Genomic DNA, 26,109 nt, shown 5'->3' on the forward strand with positions numbered 1-26,109 from the left:
AAGCTTACAGCTCTTTTTTGTTATCCGGTCCCGGTGTGGTTACAATCACTTTTTCGGGGGTGATAACAACTGCACCTTTTGCGGCCAGCGCACCGCCAAATTTTTCGGCGGCAACCTTTTTAAGCATGTCTACTACCGGACCTTCGCTCAGGTATTCGGCGGAACCCTTGATTTGATAGCCCTCGGAAGTAGCCGGGTTGCATACAGAAACTGCAGCTTTGCCGGTTGCCTGAATATTTTTTGCAGTGGTTTCCATGAAAACATCTCCGACAATCAGCTTTTCATCGTCTGATACCATCTTAAATCCTACCGGTACAGCGTTGGGTTCGTCGGAAAAGGTGGCAATGTACCACAACTGTTCATTGAGTAAATTTTTTACAGCTTCACTTAACATCGAAATATTCCTCCTAATAATGTATGTTTGACCATATTATAACAAATTCGCTACTAAAAAATAAGATATGATTATATTTATTAGTAACTATTAAAAAGAATAGTGACTTGTAAAAAAATAGTAAAATTGATATAATGCAAACTGACGGAAAAGGAGGATAAGCATGTATCAGGCAAAACTGGAGAAGGACATTCGCTGCCCTTTGGAATATGGACTGGAAGTCTTTGGTGGAAAATGGAAATCCCGTATTATTTGTGTACTAGCGGGGAAAGAACCGGTGCGTTATAGCGAAATTCGCAAAGAAATGCGCAATATAACTGACGCAGTTCTGGCGGCAAATTTGAAGGATTTAATTAAAGAGGGAATTGTACTGCGAAGATCCTACGATGAAATTCCACCGCGGGTGGAATATGGTTTGACAGAAAAGGGCAGGACTGTATTGCCGGTGCTGATCGATATTGCAAAGTGGGCAGAGCCCTATTTTGAGAATCATGCGAAGGCTGCAGAAGAAAGGACCTGCCAGCATTGCGGTGTGCAGAAGAAATTTTAGCAAAGTGCGGCGTTCGCAGCTTGATATCTTAACTTATATCCGGTTTTTTCAATAAAAGTGTATAAGAGAAGTCTCGAATCTTAACCGAAAACTATGGAATCTTCAAAAAATGTATAAGCCCAAGAGAATATTTCAGCCGTGTATAGTGTTCTGCATATATAATTCGGGGATTTCCGCGAGAAAACTTACATTTTATGTAGAATTCAATGCCTTACAGATAACATCTTGCGTGAAATGTAAGTTCTGCGAGGTGTGGGGAGATTCTTTTTATACATTTTTTGAAGAAAGTCGGGAAGTGAGTTAAGATTTTTCGGTGAGGAGATTTTGTGAATAACAGACTCGCAGTGAAAGTCATCGAAGCCATGGCGCACTGGCACAGTTTTTTTAGAAAACCGGTGTAAAACAGATGTAAAGCCGGAATTTTTATGATAAAATAATAAAATATGAATTTAACAGTAAAGGATGTGAGAAAATGATTCAATTCGATCAGATGAAATCTGACCTGCCGATTGCAAAGGCGAATCTCAAAGAGGTAGGTGAGTCCCTTTGACCTTGCGGGTCTTAGGAAGCAATTAGAAGAACTCAGCGTGCAGACGGAGGATCCGGAATTCTGGAACAATCCCGACACGGCACAGAACATTTTAAAGAAAAAGAAGAGCCTGGAAACCAGACTTGAAAAATATGAATCTCTGGAAAAAGGCCTTGACGATATGGAAGAACTGATGGAACTGGCAGAAGAAATGGAAGACGAGGAAGAAGCTGACTCCATCGTAGAAGCCTTCGGAAATCTGCAGCAGCAGCTGGAGACACTGAAACTGGACACTTTGTTATCTGGAAAATACGACCATAACAACGCTATTATTTCCGTACATGCGGGAACAGGCGGCGTAGATGCTATGGACTGGGCGCAGATGCTTTACAGAATGTACGTCCGGTGGTCGGAGAAGAAAGGATATAAAGTGACTTTGGTTGACATGCAGGATGATACCGAGGCGGGCATTAAGAGCGCAACTTTAATTGTAGAGGGTGAAAATGCTTACGGTTATTTGAAGAACGAAAAAGGTGTGCACCGTCTAGTCAGAATTTCTCCGTTTAACTCTGCAGGAAAGAGACAGACTTCTTTTGCGGCGCTGGAAGTTATGCCGGAAATCGAAGACGATATGTCTGTAGAAATTGACCCAGAGGATCTGCGCATTGACACCTACAGGAGCAGTGGGGCAGGGGGTCAGCATGTCAACAAGACCGATTCGGCGATCCGAATCACACATCTGCCGACCCACATTGTAGTAACTTGCCAGAACGAGAGAAGTCAGCACCAGAACAAGGAGATGGCGATGAAGATTCTGGCATCCAAGCTGATGGAACTGAAAGAGCAGGAGCACAAGGAAAACTTAAAGGAACTGAAAGGTGACTTTTCCCTGATTACCTGGGGTTCCCAGATTCGCTCCTACGTTTTCCAGCCATACACCATGGTAAAAGATCACCGTACCGGTGCAGAAGTCGGCAATGTAGGCGCAGTGATGGACGGAGATATCGACTACTTTATTAATGAAAAACTGAAACAGAGGGACGAAGATTAATATGAACATTATTGAAAAATTAGCAAGTGAATTTAAAGTCAAAACAGCGCAGGTGGAAAGCACAGTTGCGCTCATCGATGAGGGAAATACGATTCCCTTTATCGCTCGTTACAGAAAGGAAGTGACCGGCGGTCTGACTGACGTGACTCTTCGCGATATGGACGAGAGACTGCAGTACTTGCGCAACCTGGAGAGCCGAAAGGAAGAAGTGCTCCGTCTCATTGAAGAACAGGGCAAACTGACCGAAGAGCTGAAAGTCGAAATCCAAAAAGCGGAGGTTTTGCAGCGAGTAGAAGACCTGTATAAGCCATATAAACAGAAAAAGGCAACGAGAGCATCCAAAGCAAAAGAAAGAGGACTGGAGCCTCTGGCAATGATCTTTTATGCGCAGCAGAAGAAAGAAGGTAATCCCCTGGACTTTGCAGCAGATTTTATTAATCCGGATAAAGAAGTGGAAACAGCGGAAGACGCTGTGCAGGGCGCTATGGACATCATTGCAGAGATGATTGCCGATGACGCAGATTTGACCAAGGCAATCAGAGAAAAGACCTTTGCCAAAGGACAGATTGCTACAGAGGCAACGGATCCGGAGGAGAAGACTGTCTACGAAATGTATTACGGCAGCAGCGAAGCGATTGCTAAAATGCCGAACCACAGAGTTCTTGCGGTCAATCGCGGTGAAAAAGAAAAGAAATTGAAAGTAAAAGTCGCTATCGACAGTGAAGAAATTACAGGACTTATCGCAAAGCAGGTCATTCGCGGAAAATCTATCTTTACAGGTCTTTTGGAAGAGACTATTGCCGATTCTTACAAGCGTCTCATTGCGCCGTCCATCGAGCGTGAAATGCGCAATATTTTGACTGAACGGGCGGAAACTGAGGCGGTAAAGGTCTTTGCAAAGAATACAGAAAAGCTTTTGATGGTGCCGCCTGTCAAGGGAAAGAAAATAATTTCCATTGACCCAGGCTACAGAACTGGTTGTAAAGTTGCGGTGCTGGACGAGACAGGAAAGCTGAAAGCCTACACCACCATCTATCCGACCGAGCCAAAAAATGATGTAGCTGGAACGGAGAGAACTTTGGAAAAGATTATCAATAAATTCGGTACGGATATCATCGTAATCGGAAACGGCACTGCTTCCAGAGAAACCGAAGAGGTAGTTGCAAACTTCCTGAAAAAGCACGATTACGATATTCAGTACACCATCGTCAACGAAGCGGGAGCTTCCGTTTATTCGGCTTCCAAGCTGGCAACAGAAGAGTATCCTGACCTTGATGTTACCACCAGAGGCGCTATGTCGTTGGGCAGACGTCTGCAGGATCCACTGGCAGAGCTGGTAAAAATTGATCCAAAGCACATCGGCGTAGGACAGTATCAGCACGATATCAACCAGAAGCAGCTTGATACAGCGCTGACTAATGTGGTTGAGGACTGCGTAAACAGAGTCGGTGTAGATTTGAACACCGCTTCTCCGTCCCTTCTTTCCTATATCGCAGGTGTCAACATGGGTATCGCCAAGAACATCGTGGCATATAGAGAAGAAAACGGCAGATTCAAAAACAGAAAAGAACTGATGAAAGTTTCCAAGCTGGGAGAAAAGGCGTTTAAGCAGTGTGCAGGTTTTATGCGAATTGCAGACGGCAGCGAGCCTCTTGACAGTACCTCTGTACATCCTGAATCTTACAAAGCTGCCGAGGAAATGATGAACAAAATCGGCATTACCAAGGAGGAAATCTTATGCGGCGGCGCTAAGAATATCGATGAGAAAATTTGGGAGGCGTACCCTGCGAAAAAACCTTCGGAAAGTGTAAAGAAAATGGCAGAGGATCTGGGTATCGGTGAAATGACTCTAAGTGATATCATCGCAGAAATGAAAAAACCGGCAAGGGACCCTCGTGAGGACGCGCCACCGGTGATTTTCAGAAACGACGTTAGGAGTTTTGAGGATTTGAAGGTGGACATGGAGCTAACTGGAACCGTCCGCAACGTGGTGGACTTCGGAGCTTTTGTGGATATCGGCGTCAAGCAGGACGGACTGGTGCACGTGTCTCAGCTTTCTAACAAGTTTATCAAGCACCCGATGGACGTGGTGTCCGTGGGAGATACTGTGAAAGTAAAAATTCTCAGCGTAGATCCGGAGAAGAAAAAGATTGCGCTGACGATGAAATTCTAGAAAAAGGAGCCTGTCATGGCAATAAAGACGATTTTATTTGATTTTGACGGAACGGTTGCAAATACCAATAGACTGATTATTGATTCCTGGCAGCATGTTTTTCGGACGGTTCATGGAAAAGAAGCCGATGAAGCAGATATTAAGGCGACCTTCGGAGAGCCTTTGGGCATTAGTATGGTGAAGAACTTTCCGGATATGAATTCGGAAGATGCCATCGACATGTACAGGAGCCATCAGAAGGATATTTATGAGGACATGATAGAGCCCTTCCCTGGCATGATAGAGCTTTTGCAGGGTCTTAAGGAAAAGGGGTATCAGGTGGGCATTGTAACTTCCAGACTGCGCAACTCCACGATGATCGGGCTTAGAAAGTTTGGTATCATGGAAGTGATCGACTGCATCGTAACTTGTGAAGATACGGACAAACATAAGCCGGATCCTGAGCCTGCGCTGATTGCCCTTGAGCGGCTTTGTGCAAAGGCAGAGGAAACGCTGATGGTAGGCGACAGCATGTTCGATATTAAATGTGCCCACAATGCCGGCATGAAGGCGGTTATGGTGGGGTGGGCAGAAGCTATTACGGAAGCTGATTTGACTGGTCCTGACAGACCGGAGTACTGTATCACAAAAGCTGAAGATCTGTACGACATTCTTTAGAATTTGGGGAATCACTATGCTGCAAATCTTTTACGGAAGAGAAAGTATCGAAAAGGAAAAGTTCATCTACGAGGATATTCAGAAAAATCCAGGCAGGACGATTGTCATCGTGCCGGATCAGTACACGCTGGAAGCAGAGAAGCAGGCTTTCTTGTTTTTGCATGCAGAAAGCATGATGGATGTGGAGATTATCGGCATGTCGCGCCTTGGAAGCAGATTGCTTTCGCAGCAGGGGGGCGGCAGCAAAACCTTTATCGATAAATACGGCAGACATATGCTGCTGACCCAGATTGCCGGAAAATGCGAGGACAAGCTGCAAGTGTTTAAAGGCAGTCTCAGAAAACCGGCATTTATCGAGATGACGAATAACTTTATTTCGGAGATGAAGCAGTATAACGTGAATCCGCAGGACTTGGCGCAGCTAAGCCAGGCGCTTTCTGAAGAAAGCGTTCTGCGGGCGAAACTTGCTGATCTTGTGCTGATTTTCAGTGAATATCAGAAGAAAATTAAGGATAGATATACTGACTCTGAGGATTATATCGACCTGTACATGAGTAAAATTCGCTCATCCGCGTGGATTTCTGAGAGCAGGATTTGGGTATATGGCTTTGACAGTTTTGCACCGAAAGCTCTGGATGTGCTGGGAAATCTCATAGCAACTGCAAAGGAAGTCAGCGTATTTTTGACCTGCGACAAGGGCTGCAGAGATGAAGAACTGTTTCTGCTGCCGGAAATTGTCATGAAGAATTTACGGAAACAAGCGGAAGCCTATGATATGGAATGCAGGATGCAGCAGGTTACTGAAGGGACTGGCTTTGACGCGGTGAGAAATCCAGCTATCTCCCATATTGAAAAAGAGTTTTATGCGGTGGGGCAACGAACCGGCGATTTTCCGTTGCTAAAGGAGCAAGACGCGCCGGTCGTTTTGGTGCAGGCTGCCAACATGTACAGCGAGGCAGAGTCAGCAGCGTCCTATATTTTGCATTTAATCAGGGACAAAGGGCTTCGCTATCGGGATATCGTAGTAATTTGCAATGATCAGACCGTGCGTGGCTCTATTATAGGAAGAGTTTTTGAAGAATGGGGTTTACCTGTTTTTGATGACAAAAAGCGGTCTGTCTTGAGTTCGCCTATTGCAATTTTTGCGGTGGGACTGTTGGAAACGGTAGTGTATAACTATCGGAGCAGCGATATTTTCAAAGTGCTGAAAACTGGGTTTTCCAGTCTTTCTGATGAAGAAATTGAGCGCCTTGAGAACTACTCCATTCAGTACAGGATCAAGGGGAACATGTGGCTGGCGCCTTTTGTTAAGGGGCAGATGGAGTACGGAGATGACGGTCTTGAGGAACTTAACGCCATAAGAGAAAAGGCGATGGAGCTGTTTGCCGGGCTTAAAATGATTTGCGATGAGACGGTATCTATGGGCGATTTTGTCTGCCGATACTATGATTTTTTGATAGAGGACTGCGGGCTAGGCGTGCGGATTGCGGAGTTGTTTCGCGTACAGGAGGAGCAGGGTCTTTTTGATCTGGCGGAGGAGACTGCACAGATTTGGGGGCAGATGGTTGGACTTTTGGATCAGATTGCAGAGCTTGCCGGGGAAGAGCAGTTTAGACGGAAGGATTTCGTAGAGCTCTTGATTGCCGGACTGTCTCAGCTTGAAATTGGCGTGTTGCCGCCGACTGCGGACGATATTCTCATGGGAACCATGCAGAGAACCAGAAGCGGTCAGGTGAAAGCGGTGGTTATCATCGGCGCTAACGAAGGTCTGCTTCCTGCAAATGCTTCTTCTGAGGGGCTTTTCAGTATGGAAGAACTGGAATTTTTCGCAGAGGAAGGAAAAGAAATCTGTAAAGTAGAAAAAATTCGTGTCATGGAAGAACAGCTGGCGATTTACAGGAACCTGTCAAAGGCGTCGGATTACCTGTGGATTAGCTATTCTGCCAGCGACGGAGACGGCAAGGAAAGTCGCCCGTCTGAAATCATCGATACACTGCGCAGGCTGTTTCCAAATCTCACCGTGCAGACAGATGTAGTCAGCAGCGGCGATCTCGATGCAGTAGTAGGTGGCAGGGTCAATACCTTGCGCCATTTGACGGAAGCGCTGCTTTCTGTAAGGCGGGGGGAAAAGATCGACAGCAGGTGGAAGGCTGTCATACATTGGTACCAGTGTCATGAACCGGAAAGCCTGCAGCGGGTTTCCGAGGGGCTGTCCTTTACCAATGCGCAGAAGGATATTTCGCCAGAACTGGCGTCGCTGCTGTATAAAAAGGAAATGAATTTGCCGATGACTCTGAGCCCGTCCAGACTGGAGAAGTTCAGTCGTTGTCCCTTTTCCCATTTTATTGCATATGGGCTGAGACCGCAGGAGCGGCGGATTTATGAGGCATCGAGTAGAGAAATCGGGGATATTTACCATCGGTGTTTAATGGAAGTTTCACGAAAGCTGACGGCAGAGGATCGATGGGACAGTATTTCGGAGGATGAATGCCGCAGTTTTGTCAGCGATATTGCAAAGCTGGAAGCTGCAAATTACCGGGAAGGAATTTTTGATTTCGGCAATGAAGAACGTTACAAGACCAGGCGTATTGAGGATACATGTTTTCATGTCTGCTGGGCGCTTGTGGAGCAGGTGCGGGCAGGAAATATCAAGAAAAGTCTTTACGAGGTGCCTTTTGGAAGAGAACGCAGTATAGCGCCTATTGAAGTGAATCTAGGGAGCAGTACGGTTTATATCGAAGGCAAAATTGACAGATTGGATATTTTAGAAGGCGACCGGGTTAAAATTGTAGATTACAAGACCGGTAAGGAAACCTTCAACGAAAAGGAAGCCAGAGCCGGATACCGTTTGCAGCTTATGCTGTATCTCAAAGCGGCGCAGGAAAAGGTGCGAAGGCCTGCCGGAGTATTCTATTTTCATATTGCAGACCAGCGAGTGGACTTGACGGGAACAGAGCGGGAAAAATTTTTTGAAAAAATTTCAAAAGAAATGAGGAAATTTTTCCGATTAAGTGGTATAATGGTAGATAGTGGTGCGGTTATCGAAGATATCGCTGGCGAGTTCAGCGGATTTTCGGATATTCTGCCTCTGCGAAGAAACACTGCTGGTGAGGTTTCCGCAACTTCTGAGGGGTTTCTTCTCAGTGATGAACAATTTGAGCAGCTACAGGCAGATGTAGATGTACAGATTGAGAAGCTGTGCAGACAGCTTTCTGATGGCAGAATCGCCATCCACCCGAAGAAAACGGAGAAACAGTCCCCTTGTACTTACTGTGACTATAAGGGTATCTGCAGGTTTGACCTGAGTTTTCCGGGTTGTAATTACGAGGTCATTAAATAAATATGATAGATGCCGGGCGGCGTATGATAAAAGCCGCCGCCCGCTGGATTTGCTTCCGTGGCTCAGTTGGCAGAGCAGCGCATTCGTAACGCGCAGGTCGCCGGTTCGATCCCGGCCGGGAGCTCCAGAATATTGAAAAATGCAGGTTGTTATAGCCTGCATTTTCTGTTTCTATGGAATTTAACCCGGTAGCAAAGGTGGGTTTTGATGGGGCGTTTTATGCGATACTGACGCGCATACAAGTCAAATATGACTGCCGGAAGTTGATGAAAAATAAGGAACCTTGTCCGCAGAAACAAGGCGTGGTATAATACGTATAGTCAAGAAAATATGGAAGTCTTATGGCGGCGAATCTTCGGAAAGGAGCCTGAATGTCTGACTATGAAATCCTAGTCATCGTATTGATGATTATTGGGATTGTCAGATGGGATAACCACCGAAAGTAAAACCGCCTCGGGCTGCCACCTGAGACGGTTTTGAATACATTTTAAAGCTTATCAGAAGGTTCGCTAAGGCTTCCTTCTTGACTCCAATATACCACGATTAAAAAGATTTTGCAATAGTCAATTTACCCTGCACTCCGCAGGGCTTTTTATTTTGGCGGTCTTTTTGTATATGCACCATTTAAGTCAAATATGCGATAAATTGTGCAGAAGAAACTAAATTTAATTCAAAAAGGAGCAAGGTATGATAGCACAAACAGTCAGGAAGACGAATTAAGAAAAATGTTTGTTTTCTCCGCCGATAAACATGGTATAAAACAAAATATAAAACACAAAGTAAAACTGAGCCCGTATATAATGCAAAAAAAGAAAGAAAGGAGAGCGGTTGTAAAGTATAACAACCCAAAAGGAAAATGAACGAAAAAACATTAAAAAAACCGTCGTTCGGTATTTCCGTCGTTATTATTGCATTTTTGTTTGTGGTGATTATTGCACAGCTGGTACTGGGATATTCTCCGGAGATTCATCTGACTCTGGTATTTTCCATTGCCTTTGCAGTAATCCTGTTGATGGCCACTGGCACAAAGTGGGCACAGATTGAGGAGGGTATTCTTCACGGCTGCAAAATCGCTACCGTACCGATGCTCATTCTGATGTTCATCGGTCTGTTGATTCCGATGCTGATTGCTTGTGGAACCATTCCGTCCCTCATTTATTATGGACTTAAAATTATCAGCCCGTCTGTTTTCCTGGTAACCGCTTGTGTGGTATGTTCCGTATCCGCAATCTGTATCGGTTCCAGCTGGACTACAGCGGCTACCTTTGGTGTTGCGTTCATGGGTATCAGCGTAGGTCTTGGTATTCCAGCTCCTATTACTGCCGGTGCAGTAATTTCCGGTGCAGTACTTGGTGACAAACTGTCTCCGATGTCCGACTCCACCAACCTGGCTGCAGGTGTTTGTGAAGCAAACCTGTTTGACCATGTTAGAGCAATGGTTTACACTACTGTTCCTGCATACGTAATCAGCTTAGTATTATATGCTATTATCGGAAGCAAATACTCTGCATCCAACATGGATATGGAGAGTGTAAATGAAATTTTAGGCGCAATTGAGGCAAACTTCGATATTGATGCACTGCATGTCATCATCAGTCTGCTGCCGCTGGTTCTGATCGTTGTACTTGCTGCTAAGCAGGTCAGTGCACTGGCAATTATGGTTGTAGGATCGCTGTTTGCAATGTTGATTGCAGTAATTACACAGGGTTATAACCTGTATGACTTGATGGTATACATGAATAATGGCTTCTCCATGGAAACTGGTTCTGATATCGTAGACTCTTTGGTAAACCGCGGTGGTATTCAGTCCATGATGTGGACGCTGTCCCTTGGTTACTTGGGTCTGTCCTATGGCGGTATCTTAGAAAAATGTCTGGTAATGGAAGCAATCCTGGACAAGATGGAAAGACTGACCCGTACACCGAGAGGTCTGGTTATCACTCACAATATTACTTCCGTTGTCGTTAACTTCTTATCCGGTTCTCAGTATGTAGCAATCATCATTCCAGGAAGAATGTACCTGCCTGCATACGACAAGCTGAACCTGCAGAGAAGACTGGCATCCAGAACTTGTGAAGACTCTGGTACAGTAACTTCTCAGTTAGTACCTTGGGGACTTTGCGGTGTATTTTACTTAGGCGCACTGGGCGTATCTGCATGGGATTATGCACCATACACATTCCTGTGCTACCTGACACCGATTATTGCAATCCTTTGCACCTGCTTCAAAATGTTCTTGTGGGAAAAGACACCTGAAGAAGCTGCAGCAGTTGCAAAAGAAAACGAGGCTAATGCGTAAGAAAAATGTGTAATGAAGTAATCAAGCTTCTGGAAAATCTGGTTGCAATTGACAGTCCTTACTTTGAAGAAGAGGATGTCATGGAATATGTCTGCCAGATATTCGAAGAACAAAATATACCTGTTAAGGTGCATGCTTATTACGAAGAAAAAATCACCGGATTTCATGGGAAGAATTTACTCATTGAAGCAAGCTGCGGAAAGGAAGGTCCGACCATTCATATCAATGGACATCTGGATACCGTTAAGCTCTGCGACGGATGGAGTAAAAACCCCTGCGGTGAGATGATTGAAGACCGCTTTTATGGCGTAGGCGCACTGGACATGAAGTCCGGATGCGCCGCCGCAATAGCGGCAGTGCAAAAATTTTTGAAAACCTATAAAGCATTTAAAGGAAGATTGCTGCTATCCTTAGTATCTGTGGAAGAAGGTCCTTATGGCATGGGGACAAATGCTATGATAGAAGACGGACTGCTTGCGGATATTGACTATTCCATTATTACAGAACCTAGTGCAGGATTTACAGGAAACGCTTTCCCAACCATGTGCCTGGGTGCGCGAGGCGGCTACGGTCTTACAGTCGAGTTTTACGGAAAATCTGCCCATGCGGCAGATCCGCAGAAAGGAATTAGTGCGGCTTTAGATGCTTCAAAGTTTGTTGCAGAACTGGAAAACATTAACTATGTGGAAGATGATAAGCTTGGGAAAGGGGCAGCTTGTGTTGTTGCAATAGATTGCGACGGTGGTGCCTGCAGTGTGCCTGATAAAGCTGTAGTGAAACTGTTTTGGCATATTGTCAGAGGAGAATCTCCGCAAACCATCGAAGCAGAAATTAAGAAAGCCCTTGATAGAGCAGCGGTTAAGTGCAGATACGAAATTTGTTTTCGGGAAGCGCCATCAGAGGGCTCAAAAGGATTCATGCCATATGTGACAGAAGAAAATAACCTGTATACCCGTGATTTTGCACAGGCAGTACGCGATGTGACGGGAAAGGAGGCAAATATATCCTATTTTCAGAGCATTGGAGATTTTAACTATCTGGGAACCAGACTGGGCGCACCGGCGCTGATCTTTGGACCAGATGGAGAAAATTACCACAGCGCTGATGAATATGTACAGATGGATACTGTGGTGCAAACTGCAGAGATTTTATATCGTTTTCTTGAAAAAACTATGGTAAACTAAAGGGAGGAATCGCTTTGCGTATGGAAAACTTAGATACACTGTTATATAACGGCAGAATTTACACCATGGAGGCTGTCGGAGATACAGTAGAAGCAATTGGAATACAAGACGGCAAGATCGTATTTGCAGGAAGCAGCGAAGATGCAAAAGCATACGACAGCCGTATAAAATATGACCTGAAAGGTGCAACCGTGATTCCAGGACTATCTGATGCGCATATGCATATGTATGCTTATTGTCAGAATCAGACCTTTGTAAATCTGGAACATGCGAAAACCATGGATGAACTATGCAGCCTCATGAGAGAGAAAGCAGAAAAAACGCCGGAAGGAACCTGGATTAAGGGCGTAGCTTTTGACCAGAATAAGCTGGCAGAAAATAGAATGCCGACCAGAGAGGATCTCGATAAGATCAGCACCAAACATCCGATTTTAATCCGCAGGGTTTGTCTGCATGCTGCAGTTGTCAACAGCAAGGCGCTGGAACTTGCAGGGGTGGATGAGAACTATCCGCAGCCAACAGGCGGTATTGTGGAAAAGGATGGAAGCGGGATGCCAAATGGCGTTTTCCGTGAACAGGCTACAAAGATCTTTGACTTTATCATTCCAGATCCGCTGTCTGATAAAAGTGTAAAGGATGAGGTATATCAGACTGTACTGCAGGATATGCATGCAAAAGGAATTACCAATATACATACCTATGCTGCACAGATTTGGAACTATGCAGAGGACATAGACTACTACAAAGAATTAGCTGAAAAAGAAGGGCTTGGCGTCAGAATTACAGTTTATCTGGATGAGTTGTTTGACAAAGAGCCTGTGACTGAAGAAGAATACAACAATCCGTATCGTTTAGTTCAGCAGGGAGGATACAAGCTGTTTACCGATGGATCACTGGGTTCTCGCTCTGCAGCATTGAAAGAGCCTTATGCAGATGATCCGGGAAACAGCGGGTTTATGACCTGCAGTCAGGAAGACCTGAACGAAAAGATTTTTACAGCATATCACAAAGGTTTGCAGCCTGCCATTCACGCAATTGGTGATGTAGCGCTTGATGCAACTTTGACAGCAATAGAAACTGCCATGGCAAAGGAAAAGGAATGCGGTGCAACCGAAGAAGAACTGGCAAAACGTTTGCCTTTCAGAATTATTCATGTGCAGATAATCAACGAAGAACTTCTTACGCGGATGAAGGCACTGCCAGTGGTGCTGGACATTCAGCCGATTTTCCTTGCTACTGACTGGAACTGGATTGAGGATAGATTGGGTCCTGACAGAATGGATGGCGCTTATGCATGGAATACACTACAGCAGGCAGGGCTGCGTCTGACAGGAAGTTCGGATTGCCCAGTAGAAAGCTACAGCCCGATGCCGGGTATTTATGCTGCGGTTTCACGCTGCGGACTGGACGGGGCGCCTAAGGGCGGATACCACCCAGAGCAGAAACTGAGCCGTTTTGATGCTGTAGCATTATATACAAGAAACCCGCATTATGCAACTGGACAGGAAGATGTTCTGGGACTTTTACAGGAAGGATATTTTGCTGACCTTGCGGTACTTGATAAAGATATTTTTGAAATCCCGGAAGAGGAAATTCTGACGACAAAGGTAACCCATACTTTTGTTGCAGGCAACCTCGTCTATGGGGATTTGAAATAAGAAAAATCAAATCAGCATGGAGGATATTATGCTAGCGGACGTTATCATTAAAAACGGAAAATGTGTGACTATGGAGGAGGCAGGTCAGTGCTTCGACTGGGTTGCTGTTAGGAATCAGCGTATTCTAGATTTAGGATATGGAGAAGATTTTGAAAGCTATTTGTCGGAAGATACTGTCATTGTAGACGCAGAAGGACACACCGTTTTGCCGGGCTTCATCGACAGTCATTTCCACGTCATTCAAACTGCCTTTAATGCAGTGAGTTTGAATTTGAGCGATGTGAAAAGTCTTGCAGAAATCAGTACCCGGATAAAAGAAGCAGCGATTGCCCATCCCGGCGAGATGATTCGAGGCTATGGATTGTCGCTTGATGGCCTTAGGGAAGATAAACAGCTGACTCGCAATATGCTGGATCAATGCTGTGATGACGTTCCTGTCTGGATTAATTCTAAAGAATACCAGGTAAGCATTTTAAACACCTATGCGCTTCTTTACTTTAAAATTCCATTTACAACTGTAGGCATTGAACTGGATGAAAGGTCAATGCCTACCGGTGTTTTTAGAAGAAATGCCAATTCGCTGCTTAGAACTAATATTTTGGACAGTTTTTCCGATGAATTTAGATTTGATACAGTCAATCAGCTGATGCCGACACTGCTGGAAAAAGGAATTACTACGATTAATGCCATGGAGGGCGGGACTTGTTACAGTGATAAGGATGCCGAGTTTATTTACCACCATGGGAAGGATTTTCCCATTGATATGGTGCTGTTTTATCAAACCATGGATATCGAGAAGGTAAAAAAGAAGGGGCTGAAACGAATCGGCGGGAGCCTTTATATCGATGGAACCATTGAAAACAGAACGGCAGCACTTTCTTTTGAATATGAGGACTGCCCAGGTACTATGGGAACGCTGTGTCTAAGCCAGCAACAGCTCAACGATTTTGTGCTGGAATGCTACGAAAATGAAATTCAGCTGGCGCTTTATACCATCGGTGACAGAGCCATCGAAGCGGCGCTTACTGCGCATGTGCAGGCGATGTATCAGGTGGGGACAACTGCACTGCGTCATCGTCTTGAACATGTGGAACTGGCAACGGAGGAGCAGGTTGAGCGGGCGAAAAGGCTGAATCTCATCTTCTCCATGCAGCCGTCTTACGAGCTGGATTGCGGCGGAAAGGGCGGGATTTATGAGAGAAGACTGGGAAGCAGATACAGACTGACAAACGCATTTCGTGAAATCATGGAAAAAGGAGTCAGGATTTGCGGTGGTTCAGATAGTGACGTTACGGAAGCAAATCCTTTGCTGGGTATTAGCGCGGCTGTGAATCATCCGGTGGAAGAGCATCGTATTGACGTGTACGATGCCCTCAGAATGTTTACCTGCGAAGGAGCCTACGCTATTTTTGAGGAAGAGAATAAAGGAACATTGAAAAAAGGAAAACTGGCGGATATCATCGTGCTGGACTGCGATATCTTTGAGGTAGAAAAAGAGAGACTGAAAGATATCAAAGTGACGATGACGATGAAGTCGGGGGATATTATTTACGAACGTTTTTAACTGCGGCACATCGGGGAGTAAAGAAATGTTGGAATTGTTCTTTTTGGGAAATTTAAAAATTTTATATCGTGGAAAGGATATTACGACGCAGCTGGGAAGCAAGGCATGCGCACTAATTTTTCTGCTCATGGAAAGTAAGGGGAAAGGTCTTTCCCGGGAAAAAATCATCGCTTATTTGTGGCCGGACAGCAAGGAGGAGGCAGCCAGATATAATCTTCGCTATAACTTGTGGGAAATCAAGAAAATCATCAAAGAAGATGCAGATGGGAATTTGTTTTTGCTGTCGGATAACAATGCCTGCAAAATCAATGAGAACTATGCATATGGATGCGATTTTATAGAGGCGGCTTGCTTTGACCGGAAGAAAGAGTACACTATGGCAGAGCTTTTGCACTTTCGCAGTCTGTTTTCCGGGGAACTCTATGAGGGTGCTTTCTTCAAGGGGTGTGAGGAACTCAACAATCTGATTCTATATCGCAGAATTGAGTTTGAAAAGCTGAAAGTACAGGTCATGGAGTCGATGGCTGAACTGCTTGCGCAGGAAGAAAACTATGAGGGTGAGATTGAAGTGTTGCAGGAGATTCTCAAGATTGACCCTTATAATGAAGAAATTGCTGGTCTGGTGATGGACGCTTACTGTAAAATTGGAAAAAGAGCGGAAGCAGTCAATTTTTACAGAACCTTTAGTAATACGCTGGCATTCAGTATTAATATTGCACCCGGAGAAGTATTGACTGAGAAATACAGGCAGATACAGGATGGTGCTCAGTATGAGGCATTTGTTCGAGGAGAGCGGAAAGTAAAAGATTCTGCAGTGGTTTCTACAGAGGAGAGAGTTTGTATTACCTGCATGGAGGGTATTCCATACTTTTGGCTGTCTGCACTTTTGAAAGATCTTAAAGAACTGCACGGAGATTTGCTCTATAAAGCTTTGAACGAGCGTGATGTATTCTGCCTTGGCAGCATCCAGCAGGAGTTTTGGAAGAGTGAACTGGCTGGTCGTGACAGCAGCACACTGAAAGATGTAAATATTATGAATGCTTGTGTGAAAGCACTGAGTGCGGTAGCAAGCCGCCGCAGTTTGATTATAGAAACCAGGCAGGGTGAATATATGGACCAAGCTTCCAGAGCTTTTGTGCGATATATGAAAGCAACCGCTGAAGAGCAGGGACTGAAAATTGTATTTTTTGAGAAATAATGACAGGAAATGATGGGCATAATAGAATAGAAAAGTGTTAAAGATTGCAAAAATCTATTCTAAATGCGGTTAATATATTGATTTCCGTAGGTTTAATTGCTACAATAGAATAGAAAAGTGTTAAAAGTTGCAAAAATCTATTCCAAAGGAGGATTTGCTATGGAAATCCGAAGAGATTTTTATCTGGATAAATTGATAAAAAGAAAAAATAATGGACTGATTAAAGTCATCACAGGTATTCGCAGATGCGGAAAGTCTTATTTGCTGAATACTATCTTTTATCATCATCTTTTGGAGAGCGGTGTGGACAAGAGTCATATTATCCGTTTTGCCTTTGACTCTGCAGATGATTTGTTCCTGATTGGCGAAAGCCTAATTCAAATTGAAAAAGAAAAAAGAGGCGTGAATCCTGAAAAATTCATGGCATATATTAGAACGCAGATTGTAGACGATGAAATGTATTATCTGCTTCTGGATGAAGTGCAGCTGATGGATTGCTTTGAGGCTGTACTGAACAGCTATCTAAGAAAAGAAAATATAGATGTGTTTGTAACCGGAAGCAATGCAAAATTTCTCTCTAAAGATATTATCACTGAGTTTGCAGGCAGAGGTGATGAAATCCATATGTATCCTTTGAGCTTTGCGGAGTTTATGACTGTTTATCAAGGCGACAAGTATCAGGGACTGTCTGAATATATGCTTTATGGCGGTATCCCATTGGTGGTTCTTCGGGACGGCGCTGGAGATAAAGCGGCGGTCTTGCAGAATTTGTTTAACGAAATCTATATGCAGGATATTTATAAACGCAACCGTATTCGTAATCACGGGGAACTGGAGGATCTGCTGAATATTCTTTCCTCCGCTATCGGCTCTCTGACCAATCCGGAGAAGCTTAGGAATACTTTCAAAACTGTAAAAAAATCCCGAATCACTTCCGCGACGATTAAAAAATATCTTGCGTGTTTTGAGGATTCTTTTCTAATTGAATCCGCGCAGCGGTATGACATTAAAGGCAAATCATATATCGAAACGCCAAAGAAATACTATTTTTCAGATTTGGGACTGCGTAATGCGAGAATCAACTTCCGGCAGTTTGAACAAACGCATTCCATGGAAAATGTGATTTATAATGAACTTCGCATGCGAGGTTACAGCGTAGATGTGGGAGTGATTCCGATTGCAGAAAAGAACAAGGACGGAAAGGTAGTTCGAAAGCAGCTGGAGGTGGATTTTGTCTGCAATCTTGGCTCCGCTCGGTACTATATTCAGTCGGCATATTCTCTGCCTGATGAAGAAAAACGAAATCAAGAGATCAGACCATTCCGCAGGATTGATGATTCTTTCAAGAAAATTGTCATTACTGGGGACGTCGTACCTGCCCATTATGATGAATTCGGTATTCTGACTGTAAATATCTATGATTTTCTGATGGATCCTACTTGTATTGAAAAATAGACGAAAAAAGACGAAGTAAGTATACCTTTTCTTCGTCTTGCATCTATAGTTATTGTCTGCTGACAAGCAGGCTCCTGGGACCCACCCGAAGCTGTGCTTCGAGGAAGGGTGGGGTTGTTATTTCGTTAATTCCCCACGCAAATCTTCTTCCATCTTTGCCTTGATTTCTTCTTTTGGAAGATTGAGACTGAACAGGTAATATAGCTTGGCAACAGCAGCTTCTGTAGTCATGTTGTAGCCGCTGACGGCGCCGGCTCTTGTCAGTGCAGAACTGGTTTCATAGGCGCCCAGCTTGACGGTGCCCTGCTGGCACTGGGAGCAGACGGTGATGATGGTGCCGTGTTCAAAAGCTTTTTTGATAATCGGCAGCAGCGCATTATCGTAGCTTGGAATATTGCCTGCGCCGAAGGTTTCCAGCACGATGCCTTTCAGACTCTCCGTCATAATGGATTCAAAGAGACTGAACTGAATGCCTGGAAATACTTTTAATACACCGATGGAGGTCTGGCTAAATTCGGTTAGCGAGAAAACTGCATCTGATGCAGGCTCAAAGAGTTCCGCCGTATTGTATTTGATGTCGATTCCGGCTTCCGCCAGCGGGTGATAGTTGGGAGAATCGAAAGCGATGAGCCCGTCAGCGGAGGCTTTGGTTGAGCGATTTCCGCGCAGAAGTCTGCCGCCGAAATAAAGACTGACCTCACGTACGATACCTTGTCCGGCGATGAAAACGGAGGTAATCAGATTGTCTCTAGCGTCACTTCTGAGCTGACAGAGCGGAATCTGTGAGCCGGTGACAACTACAGGTTTGTTCAATCCTTCCAGCATAAAGGATAGGGCTGAAGCGGTGTATGCCATAGTGTCGGTGCCGTGAAGCACGACAAAACCATCATAAGTGTCGTAATTGTCACGAATTGCCCTGCCGATCTGATTCCACTGTTCTACTGCGATGTTGGAAGAGTCCAGCAGCGGTTCAAATTCAATCATGTCCCAGTCTGGCATGCCCTCTCCTTTTAAATCGTCGATAGACGATATTGCATCGTGAAAATAACCCTTCTTTGGCGCATAGCCTTTGTCTGTGGGAACCATGCCGATAGTGCCGCCTGTATATAAAATGCAGATTTTTTTCTTCATATTAAAACCTCCGATTCTGTTAGTTAATTTTATTTTAGCACAAAGCCCAATAAAATAAATAAAAAATTTCCCAGGGAAATCTTTAGAAATGAAAGTAATGTAGCCAAATATAAAGCCACTTGCTTAGATATGTTGCTTTGGCGCCATGAAGAGTTCAATTTTATCGTGTTACGGAAGTTTTGACACAATCAGTGTTTTTGGGGTGGAAAGTGTCAGTCCTCAGTTTTTGGTTTTTGGATATTTGACACAGTGGCGCCTAAATTTAAATAAAAGTGTCATTTTCTCCAATGCCAGACAGCATCATACGCTTAGGCGCTGTGAAACCTCCGGTTCAGATGATGTAAAAAACTGAAAAATTTCCTTTCATTTATAAAAATGCAAGAAAGGGGAACTTGTAATTTGTTCTATTACATAATATTTCTAGCTGAATTCTGACACTGTGCTAGTCAAAATCCAATAATAGTGTCATTTCTTCAAAAACACGAATTTTAAAAATGACACTTTACCTTTATTTTTTATATAAAGTGTCAAAAAAGTGATTACCGCTAAGCAAAATCTTCGGTATTGAAGATGATAATGAGATGGAGAGTCTTTCGTGCGGCTTGTAAATATTTTATAAATTATACTGGTGCAAGAGAAACTATATTGATATAATAAAATAAACGAAAGAGAAATGAAAAGGAGATGATTGATATGTCTAATATACCTACCCCACATATTTCAGCGAAGCTGGGCGATTTTGCAGAAACCGTACTTATGCCGGGCGATCCGCTGCGCTCTAAGTTTATTGCGGAGAATTTTCTGGAAGGCGCTGAACTTGTCAACAATGTAAGAGGTGTACAAGGATACACTGGTACATATAAGGGCAGGAAAGTATCCGTCATGGCTTCCGGTATGGGAATGCCTGCTATCGGGATTTATTCTTATGAGCTGTTCAACTTTTATGATGTAAAGAATATCATCAGAGTCGGCACTGCCGGCGGACTTCGCGAGGAAGTTAAAGTCAAAGATATCATCATGGGTATGGCTTGCATGACCAACTCCAACTGGGCTGCTCAGTATGAAATCAATGCGGTGCTTCCTGCTGTGTGCTCCTATGATCTTTTGAAAAAGGCTGAGCAAGCGGCTGCTGATTTAGGCGTTAAACCGCATATTGGCACGATTTTTTCATCAGATGTATTCTATGACAGCACCAGAGATTACGACAAGTGGAGAAGCATGGGCGTGTTGGGCGTAGAGATGGAAGCGGCAGCGCTGTACATGCAGGCTGCAAAAGCCGGAAAAAATGCGCTGTGCATCTGCACCGTATCCGATCACATGGTTACAGGGGAATCCTGCAGCTCAGACGAAAGGCAGACCGCATTTACTACGATGATGGAAATTGCGCTGGAAACAGCAATTAGATAAGATCAAATTTAATAGAACAGAGAAAACAGGGTGAACCGATGATGGTCAGCCCTGTTTTTTGTCTGTTATGGTATCTTTTCCAGAGAAAAAGTTTCCTGCCGGTTGATTTATCTTCGCGAAATATCGTGCATCTCTATTGAGCAGAGTGAGCGGGCTGGATATAATAACTGTAGGAGGTGTAAGGATGAATATTTTGAGTTTTTCAGAGAACATCACTTGTTTGCGCAGGGAACGGGGAATGACCCAGGAACAGCTGGCGGATTTTCTTGGCGTAACTAAGGCGTCTATATCTAAGTGGGAGACGAAACAGTCGCTGCCGGATATATTGATGCTGCCTAAACTTGCTGCTTTCTTTGATGTAACAATCGATCAACTGGTGGGATATGAGCCGCAGTTGAGTAAAGAACAGATACAGGGGATTTATGAGGAATTGTCGGAGGAATTTGCGATACGGGAACGGTTTGAACAGACCATGAGTCGGAGCAGGAAGCTAGTGAAGCAATACTACAGCTGTTATCGTTTTTTGTTCTATATAGGTTCGCTGTGGATCAATCATTTTATGCTGGCGGAGAGCAGGAAGCAGCAGGAAACGATTTTGGAAGATGCGATAGCCCTCTTTGATCATATCAGTTCTCAGAGTGGGGATGTAGGTCTTTGCGGTGATGCGCAGATGATGCGTGCTACAGCACTGTTACAGTTGGGAAAAGCTGCGGACGTTGTAGAGTGTTTGGAAGAAACATTGAGTCCATATCGTTTAGCGGTACAGAGCGACGGGCTTTTGATTCAGGCATATCAGATGCTAGGAGAAAATGAGCAGGCGGATAGCTTTGCGCAGGTAAGCATGTATATACATCTAATCATATTGATGTCTGATGCAGTTTGGCGCATGTCGTTAAGGAAGGATGACCGGAATTTTTGCATGGAAACCATCAGGCGCGTGGATAGCCTTTTGGAAGACTGGAATAAGGAGATGACGCATCCCAACGAGGCCATATATCATATGCAGGCAGCCGTTGTTTATATGTGTTATTCCATGCATGAAGAGGCTTTGAACCGTTTGGAACGCTACGTAAAATGTATCGGAAGCTGTGAAGAAAACGGATTTCGGCTTTGCGGCGACAGCTATTTTGATAAAATGGGGGATTGGTTTGAGACGCTGGTGCAGGGCGGAGGAGCGCCGCGCAGTAAGAAAGTGATTTTGGAAAGTGCTGCGCAGATTTTTCAGCATCCGGCGTTTGCGCCTATACAGAAAGAACCGCGTTTTTTAGCAATAAAGCGTTTATTAGAGACCATAGGAGGGCAGGAAAGATGAGTTTGCGAGAATTAATGCCGTTTCTCATTCCACTGGCAATTGCGGAGATTGCGCTGCTGGCGTTTACCATGTGGCATATATTGACCCATGACAGGTATAAAAGGGGAAACCGGACGATTTGGATCATTGTAGCCATTGCTGGTATGCAGTTTATTGGCCCGGTGCTATATTTTTTACTGGGGAAGGAGGATAACTGATGAATGTACTGGAGCTTCGCAATGTTTCAAAGCGCTTTGGCGCAAACAGTGTGTTGAATGATTTGAATTTTTCTGTTCCAGAGAATAGTATTTTCGGATTTATTGGAGAGAATGGTGCAGGGAAGACCACTACCATGAAGCTTATTTTAGGTCTGATGCAGCCTGATAGTGGGGAAATTCGTGTGCAGGGGGAAAAAGTCCTGTTTGGCAGCAGCCGGACCAATCGAAACATAGGGTATCTGCCTGATGTACCAGAGTTTTATGATTTTTTAACACCAATGGAATATCTGAACTTATGCGGAAAAATATCCAAAATACCGAAGGCGGAATGTGAACATAGAGTTAAAGACCTGCTGGTGATGGTAGGGCTGGCGGGAAAGAATAAACGTATTCATGGCTTTTCTAGGGGAATGAAACAACGACTTGGTATTGCACAGGCACTGCTTACACAGCCGAAGCTTTTGATTTGTGATGAGCCTACTTCAGCCCTTGATCCGGCGGGCAGACGTGAAATTCTGGACATTTTATCGGAGGTGAAATCTCAGACGACGGTTCTGTTCTCGACGCACATCCTGTCTGATGTAGAGCGAATCTGTGATGAATTTGCGTTTCTTCACGGTGGAAAGCTTGCTGCCTGGGGAACTATGGAGCAGATGAGAAAGCTGCGTGGCAGTAATGGGATAGAAGTCGAATTTGACACTGCGGCAGACGCTGCGTTATTTGCGGAGCGATATCCGCAGGTCAGAAGGACAGGAAGCTGCAGACTGCATTTTGATGATAAAGGAGTGGACGATATGCCCGCTATTTTAGAGGATTTATCGCACAGCGGTCTTGCAGTTCAGCGAGTAGAACAGAAGGAGCCAGCGCTGGAAGATTTATTTATGGAGGTGATGGGAAAATGATGGAACTGCGAGCATTTACATGGAAAGAATTTTTGTGGGCAGCGCGGACGGGAAAGCTGATGTTTTTGATGATTCTCTTTGTCCTCTTTGGCGTCATGAATCCTGCAATCGCTAAAATGACACCGTGGCTGATGGAGACATTAGCGGGAGATCTGGCAGACAGCGGTTTTCATATAGTGGCGACTACTGTTAATGGACTGACTTCGTGGAATCAGTTTTGCAAAAATATTCCTCTGGCTATGATTGTGTTTCTTTTACTTTTTTCTGGTATATTGACCACCGAATACGAAAAGGGAACGCTGACTATGATGCTGGCAAAAGGTTTGGCGCGCTGGAAAATCCTTGCGGCAAAGGGGCTGGTTACGGGAATCCTTTGGACAGCAGGTTATTGGATGAGTTTTGCCATTACATGGGGTTATAACCGTTTTTTCTGGAATGACGATAGTGCAGCGTACGTTTTTGCTGCTGGCGGGTGCTACTATTTGCTGGGATTATGGCTGATTACATTGGTTTTACTTATGTCGGCAATTTTCAAAACCGGCGGAGCCGCCCTTGCCGCTGTGGTTTGCAGTTTTGCTGCGGTATATTTGCTAGGATTTCTCCCCGCAATTAAAGAATATCTGCCGGGCTTTTTGTTCAATGCCCAGACGTTACTTGCTTCCGCAGCAGAGCCGGCGGATTTTGTGCCTGTGATTTTGATAACCATTGCCATAAGTGTTGCAAGTTTGGTAAGTGCTTTTATCCTGTTTGCACGGCGGACGGTTTAGAAAATATGGAAGGTTCGTATCAAATAGAGTTGGAATCAATGAAATATTCGTGTAATTTAACGCGAATCATTCGATAAAAATTGTTGAAATGAACATGAATATCTGATATGCTATAGGTAACACTCTAAGGGAGGGTTATTCTATGGATAGAAAGATTACGAAATTTTTGGAGGAGTGGAAGGAAAGCCAACACCGCAAACCTCTTATTTTACAGGGGGCAAGGCAGGTTGGTAAGACCTATTCGATTTTAGAGTTTGGTCGTACTTACTATGAGAATGTGGTGTATTTTAACTTTGAAACGAATCCTGCGTTGAATAAGACTTTTGAAGAGAATATCAGTCCTGATTATCTTATACCGATATTATCTCATATTGCAGGTCAGACGATTATCAGAGAGAAAACGCTGATTGTTTTTGATGAGGTGCAGCTTTGCGAAAGGGCGTTGACTTCACTGAAGTACTTTTGCGAGGATGCACCAGATTATCATATCATTGTGGCAGGTAGTCTGCTGGGCGTAGCGGTCAATAAAGCCAGCTTTTCTTTTCCTGTTGGCAAGGTGGATATGAAAACCTTGTATCCGATGGATATGGAGGAATTTATGCTTGCTATGGGCGAGGATTCACTTGTAGAGCAAATTAAGAAGTCCTTTGCTTCTGATACGCCACTGCCGTCAGCATTTCATGATACGGCGATGAAACTCTATCGCCAGTATCTGGTTGTAGGTGGTATGCCAGAATGTGTGATGCAGTTTGCAAACACAAGGGACTATGTCCTTGTTCGTCATATACAGGATACAATTCTTGCAAGTTATCTGAATGACATGAGCAAATATAACAATCTAAATGAAATAAAAAAAACGAGGCTTGCCTATGACAATATTACTGTGCAGCTTTCAAAGAAAAATACTCGTTTTCAGTATAAGCTCGTAAAAAAAGGCGGGCGCGCTTCAGAGTTTGAAAATGCTATTGAGTGGCTTTGTCTGTCAGGTATCGTGTCACGGATTTACAAGGTAGAGCAGATTAAAAAGCCCCTTGAGAATTATCGCGACATTGACTCGTTCAAAATATATGTGTCGGACTTGGGACTGCTTTGTGCGAAAAAAGATTTAACCGCGGATGATATTCTCTACATGACATCAGAAATTAATGACTTTAAAGGCGGCATGACCGAAAATTATGTCAATGTACAGCTTGCAATAAATGGATATAATACGTATTATTGGATGTCCGAAAGAGGCGCAGAAATTGACTTTGTCATTCAGCGTGATGGCAAGCTGATTCCTGTTGAGGTCAAGTCTGCTGATAATACGAAAGCGAAAAGTTTAAAGGTCTACATGGAGACTTATAAGCCGGCTTATGCAATCAAGCTTTCTGCGAAGAATTTTGGCTTTGAGGATGGAAAAAAGACGGTGCCGCTTTATGCAGCATTTTGCATTTGATTTAAAATAGGATGTGCTAGGTGAAAAAACAGCAGCCAGGGAAATTCTTTTGGCTGCTGTTTTGGTTTGCGCGCCATGGGCGCGCTCTAACGGGTGAAAGACCCGAACACGCCTAGGCAACGAGGAAGTGTATAGCTGAACAGCAAGGGTGTCCATCGTGAGATGGAATCTGAAGGAAGCTGTAGGCAAACCCTTGGTCCGACGGACAAGAAAATATAAACCGCCGCCAGTCCGCAGGGTGGAGATACCAAAACCTGAGGGTGCCATAACAGCTAGATACAAAAGGCAATAAGCAACAAGAGATTAGCCGAATATGGGCTAATCTCTATGCTGGACTATTACACCGCAAGGTGTGTTACACGTTAAGTTGGTTGAACCGACGTGTACCGAATGGTACGCACGGTGGTGTGAAAGGCCGGAAATTTCTCAATTAGAGAAATTTTCTCCTACTCAATCTATAATTTTTGGTTATTTACTTTCTGCATCGCAGTATACGCATCTGTAAACCTGCTTTTCTTTGTCGACCAGTTTAAATTTATGTACGATTTCCTGCTCAATGGAAGTGATACATCTAGGGTTTTTACACTTGATTACATCGGTCAGAGTTTCCGGCAGTTCCAGATGTTTCTTCTCGAACAGTTTACCGTCTTTTACGATGTTGACGGTGATGTTGTCGTCAACATAACCCAGAACATCAAAATCCAGATCGATTAGCTGGTCGATTTTGATGATGTCCTTTTTGCCGTATTTGGAGCTGTCTGCATTCTGAATGATTGCAACACAGTTATTAATTTTGTCCAGTCTGAGCAGCTCGTAAATCTGCATGCTCTTTCCTGCTTTGATATGGTCCAGTACGATACCAGTGCTTACGCCATCTATATTCATAAGTAATTCCTCTCTTTC

The 26,109-nt window shown here is 44.2% G+C and carries 21 protein-coding genes and 1 tRNA gene; 19 read left to right on the forward strand and 3 right to left on the reverse strand.

Annotation, left to right across the window (positions count from 1 at the left end; translation table 11 throughout):
* Positions 1-4: 4 nt before the first annotated feature.
* Entirely contained in the window at positions 5-394 is a 390-nt protein-coding gene (locus D1155_RS06635; RefSeq protein ID WP_160201607.1) for a pyridoxamine 5'-phosphate oxidase family protein, read from the reverse strand.
* A gap of 163 nt (positions 395-557) precedes the next feature.
* Here D1155_RS06635 and D1155_RS06640 point away from each other — a divergent pair, with 163 nt between their 5' ends.
* From D1155_RS06640 to D1155_RS06705, 13 genes are all read left to right on the forward strand, one after another.
* Complete coding sequence (locus D1155_RS06640; protein ID WP_160201608.1) at positions 558-944, forward strand: helix-turn-helix domain-containing protein; 387 nt, start codon at positions 558-560, stop codon at positions 942-944.
* Positions 945-1,416: 472 nt separating this feature from the next.
* Positions 1,417-2,524, forward strand: a protein-coding gene (prfB, locus tag D1155_RS06645; RefSeq protein ID WP_160201609.1) for a peptide chain release factor 2 whose coding sequence is annotated in 2 segments (ribosomal slippage) — positions 1,417-1,482 and positions 1,484-2,524 — 1,107 coding nt in all. Because the reading frame shifts where the segments join, the coding sequence is not laid out codon by codon here.
* Position 2,525: 1 nt separating this feature from the next.
* Complete coding sequence (locus D1155_RS06650) at positions 2,526-4,697, forward strand: Tex family protein (protein ID WP_160201610.1); 2,172 nt, start codon at positions 2,526-2,528, stop codon at positions 4,695-4,697.
* Positions 4,698-4,712: 15 nt separating this feature from the next.
* On the forward strand, positions 4,713-5,354 hold the full coding sequence (locus D1155_RS06655) for an HAD-IIIA family hydrolase (RefSeq protein ID WP_160201611.1): 642 nt from the start codon (positions 4,713-4,715) through the stop codon (positions 5,352-5,354).
* Between the two features lie 16 nt (positions 5,355-5,370).
* A complete protein-coding gene (locus D1155_RS06660; protein ID WP_160201612.1) occupies positions 5,371-8,694 on the forward strand; it encodes a PD-(D/E)XK nuclease family protein in 3,324 nt (1,107 codons plus the stop codon).
* Positions 8,695-8,745: 51 nt separating this feature from the next.
* A tRNA-Thr gene (locus D1155_RS06665) sits at positions 8,746-8,821 on the forward strand.
* 46 nt (positions 8,822-8,867) lie between these two features.
* Positions 8,868-9,005, forward strand: coding sequence for a hypothetical protein (locus D1155_RS06670; RefSeq protein ID WP_160201613.1), 138 nt, complete (start codon positions 8,868-8,870; stop codon positions 9,003-9,005).
* Positions 9,006-9,550: 545 nt separating this feature from the next.
* The gene (gene nhaC / locus D1155_RS06680) at positions 9,551-10,993 is read left to right on the forward strand and encodes a Na+/H+ antiporter NhaC (protein ID WP_160201615.1); all 1,443 of its coding nucleotides are present in this window, start codon (positions 9,551-9,553) and stop codon (positions 10,991-10,993) included.
* 5 nt (positions 10,994-10,998) lie between these two features.
* Positions 10,999-12,177 (forward strand): M20/M25/M40 family metallo-hydrolase, encoded by a 1,179-nt coding sequence (locus tag D1155_RS06685; RefSeq protein WP_160201616.1) that lies wholly within the window; start codon positions 10,999-11,001, stop codon positions 12,175-12,177.
* Positions 12,178-12,197: 20 nt separating this feature from the next.
* A complete protein-coding gene (locus D1155_RS06690; RefSeq protein WP_160201617.1) occupies positions 12,198-13,835 on the forward strand; it encodes an amidohydrolase in 1,638 nt (545 codons plus the stop codon).
* Positions 13,836-13,851: 16 nt separating this feature from the next.
* Positions 13,852-15,399, forward strand: a complete 1,548-nt coding sequence (locus D1155_RS06695) for an amidohydrolase (protein ID WP_207709517.1) — start codon at positions 13,852-13,854, stop codon at positions 15,397-15,399.
* Positions 15,400-15,442: 43 nt separating this feature from the next.
* A complete protein-coding gene (locus D1155_RS06700) occupies positions 15,443-16,597 on the forward strand; it encodes a BTAD domain-containing putative transcriptional regulator (RefSeq protein ID WP_160201619.1) in 1,155 nt (384 codons plus the stop codon).
* A 159-nt stretch (positions 16,598-16,756) separates the two neighbouring features.
* Positions 16,757-18,052 carry an ATP-binding protein gene (locus tag D1155_RS06705; protein WP_160201620.1) on the forward strand — a complete coding sequence of 432 codons (1,296 nt, stop codon included), beginning with the start codon at positions 16,757-16,759 and terminating at the stop codon, positions 18,050-18,052.
* Positions 18,053-18,169: 117 nt separating this feature from the next.
* Here D1155_RS06705 and ansA read toward each other — a convergent pair whose 3' ends face one another.
* Entirely contained in the window at positions 18,170-19,183 is a 1,014-nt protein-coding gene (gene ansA, locus D1155_RS06710; RefSeq protein ID WP_160201621.1) for an asparaginase, read from the reverse strand.
* Positions 19,184-19,876: 693 nt separating this feature from the next.
* Here ansA and deoD point away from each other — a divergent pair.
* From deoD to D1155_RS06740, 6 genes are all read left to right on the forward strand, one after another.
* Positions 19,877-20,590 carry a purine-nucleoside phosphorylase gene (gene deoD / locus D1155_RS06715; protein WP_160201622.1) on the forward strand — a complete coding sequence of 238 codons (714 nt, stop codon included), beginning with the start codon at positions 19,877-19,879 and terminating at the stop codon, positions 20,588-20,590.
* A gap of 184 nt (positions 20,591-20,774) precedes the next feature.
* Positions 20,775-21,902: a helix-turn-helix transcriptional regulator gene (locus D1155_RS06720; protein WP_160201623.1), complete on the forward strand. Its 1,128-nt coding sequence runs from the start codon at positions 20,775-20,777 to the stop codon at positions 21,900-21,902.
* Entirely contained in the window at positions 21,899-22,099 is a 201-nt protein-coding gene (locus tag D1155_RS06725; RefSeq protein WP_160201624.1) for a PLDc N-terminal domain-containing protein, read from the forward strand. The genes D1155_RS06720 and D1155_RS06725 overlap by 4 nt, the downstream gene beginning before the upstream one ends.
* Positions 22,099-23,001 carry an ABC transporter ATP-binding protein gene (locus D1155_RS06730; protein ID WP_160201625.1) on the forward strand — a complete coding sequence of 301 codons (903 nt, stop codon included), beginning with the start codon at positions 22,099-22,101 and terminating at the stop codon, positions 22,999-23,001. Before D1155_RS06725 ends, D1155_RS06730 begins: the two co-directional genes overlap by 1 nt.
* Positions 22,998-23,768, forward strand: a complete 771-nt coding sequence (locus D1155_RS06735) for an ABC transporter permease (RefSeq protein WP_160201626.1) — start codon at positions 22,998-23,000, stop codon at positions 23,766-23,768. Before D1155_RS06730 ends, D1155_RS06735 begins: the two co-directional genes overlap by 4 nt.
* Before the next feature lie 142 nt (positions 23,769-23,910).
* Positions 23,911-25,206: an ATP-binding protein gene (locus tag D1155_RS06740; protein ID WP_160201627.1), complete on the forward strand. Its 1,296-nt coding sequence runs from the start codon at positions 23,911-23,913 to the stop codon at positions 25,204-25,206.
* Between the two features lie 468 nt (positions 25,207-25,674).
* On the opposite strand, the gene D1155_RS06745 is transcribed toward D1155_RS06740, so the two are convergent.
* Complete coding sequence (locus D1155_RS06745) at positions 25,675-26,091, reverse strand: aspartate carbamoyltransferase regulatory subunit (protein ID WP_160201628.1); 417 nt, start codon at positions 26,089-26,091, stop codon at positions 25,675-25,677.
* Positions 26,092-26,109: the final 18 nt, after the last annotated feature.

The organism is Anaerotruncus sp. 80 (assembly GCF_009936115.1).
Taxonomy (GTDB): Bacteria; Bacillota; Clostridia; order Peptostreptococcales; family Anaerovoracaceae; genus Senimuribacter; species Senimuribacter intestinalis.

What these genes read in the sequence shown, in the direction of transcription:
- D1155_RS06635 (WP_160201607.1), bottom strand. Translation starts at nt 394, where the DNA reads ATGTTAAGTGAAGCTGTAAAAAATTTACTCAATGAACAGTTGTGGTAC.
- D1155_RS06640 (WP_160201608.1), top strand. Translation starts at nt 558, where the DNA reads ATGTATCAGGCAAAACTGGAGAAGGACATTCGCTGCCCTTTGGAATAT.
- D1155_RS06650 (WP_160201610.1), top strand. Translation starts at nt 2,526, where the DNA reads ATGAACATTATTGAAAAATTAGCAAGTGAATTTAAAGTCAAAACAGCG.
- D1155_RS06655 (WP_160201611.1), top strand. Translation starts at nt 4,713, where the DNA reads ATGGCAATAAAGACGATTTTATTTGATTTTGACGGAACGGTTGCAAAT.
- D1155_RS06660 (WP_160201612.1), top strand. Translation starts at nt 5,371, where the DNA reads ATGCTGCAAATCTTTTACGGAAGAGAAAGTATCGAAAAGGAAAAGTTC.
- D1155_RS06670 (WP_160201613.1), top strand. Translation starts at nt 8,868, where the DNA reads ATGGAATTTAACCCGGTAGCAAAGGTGGGTTTTGATGGGGCGTTTTAT.
- nhaC (WP_160201615.1), top strand. Translation starts at nt 9,551, where the DNA reads ATGAACGAAAAAACATTAAAAAAACCGTCGTTCGGTATTTCCGTCGTT.
- D1155_RS06685 (WP_160201616.1), top strand. Translation starts at nt 10,999, where the DNA reads ATGTGTAATGAAGTAATCAAGCTTCTGGAAAATCTGGTTGCAATTGAC.
- D1155_RS06690 (WP_160201617.1), top strand. Translation starts at nt 12,198, where the DNA reads ATGGAAAACTTAGATACACTGTTATATAACGGCAGAATTTACACCATG.
- D1155_RS06695 (WP_207709517.1), top strand. Translation starts at nt 13,852, where the DNA reads ATGGAGGATATTATGCTAGCGGACGTTATCATTAAAAACGGAAAATGT.
- D1155_RS06705 (WP_160201620.1), top strand. Translation starts at nt 16,757, where the DNA reads ATGGAAATCCGAAGAGATTTTTATCTGGATAAATTGATAAAAAGAAAA.
- ansA (WP_160201621.1), bottom strand. Translation starts at nt 19,183, where the DNA reads ATGAAGAAAAAAATCTGCATTTTATATACAGGCGGCACTATCGGCATG.
- deoD (WP_160201622.1), top strand. Translation starts at nt 19,877, where the DNA reads ATGTCTAATATACCTACCCCACATATTTCAGCGAAGCTGGGCGATTTT.
- D1155_RS06720 (WP_160201623.1), top strand. Translation starts at nt 20,775, where the DNA reads ATGAATATTTTGAGTTTTTCAGAGAACATCACTTGTTTGCGCAGGGAA.
- D1155_RS06725 (WP_160201624.1), top strand. Translation starts at nt 21,899, where the DNA reads ATGAGTTTGCGAGAATTAATGCCGTTTCTCATTCCACTGGCAATTGCG.
- D1155_RS06730 (WP_160201625.1), top strand. Translation starts at nt 22,099, where the DNA reads ATGAATGTACTGGAGCTTCGCAATGTTTCAAAGCGCTTTGGCGCAAAC.
- D1155_RS06735 (WP_160201626.1), top strand. Translation starts at nt 22,998, where the DNA reads ATGATGGAACTGCGAGCATTTACATGGAAAGAATTTTTGTGGGCAGCG.
- D1155_RS06740 (WP_160201627.1), top strand. Translation starts at nt 23,911, where the DNA reads ATGGATAGAAAGATTACGAAATTTTTGGAGGAGTGGAAGGAAAGCCAA.
- D1155_RS06745 (WP_160201628.1), bottom strand. Translation starts at nt 26,091, where the DNA reads ATGAATATAGATGGCGTAAGCACTGGTATCGTACTGGACCATATCAAA.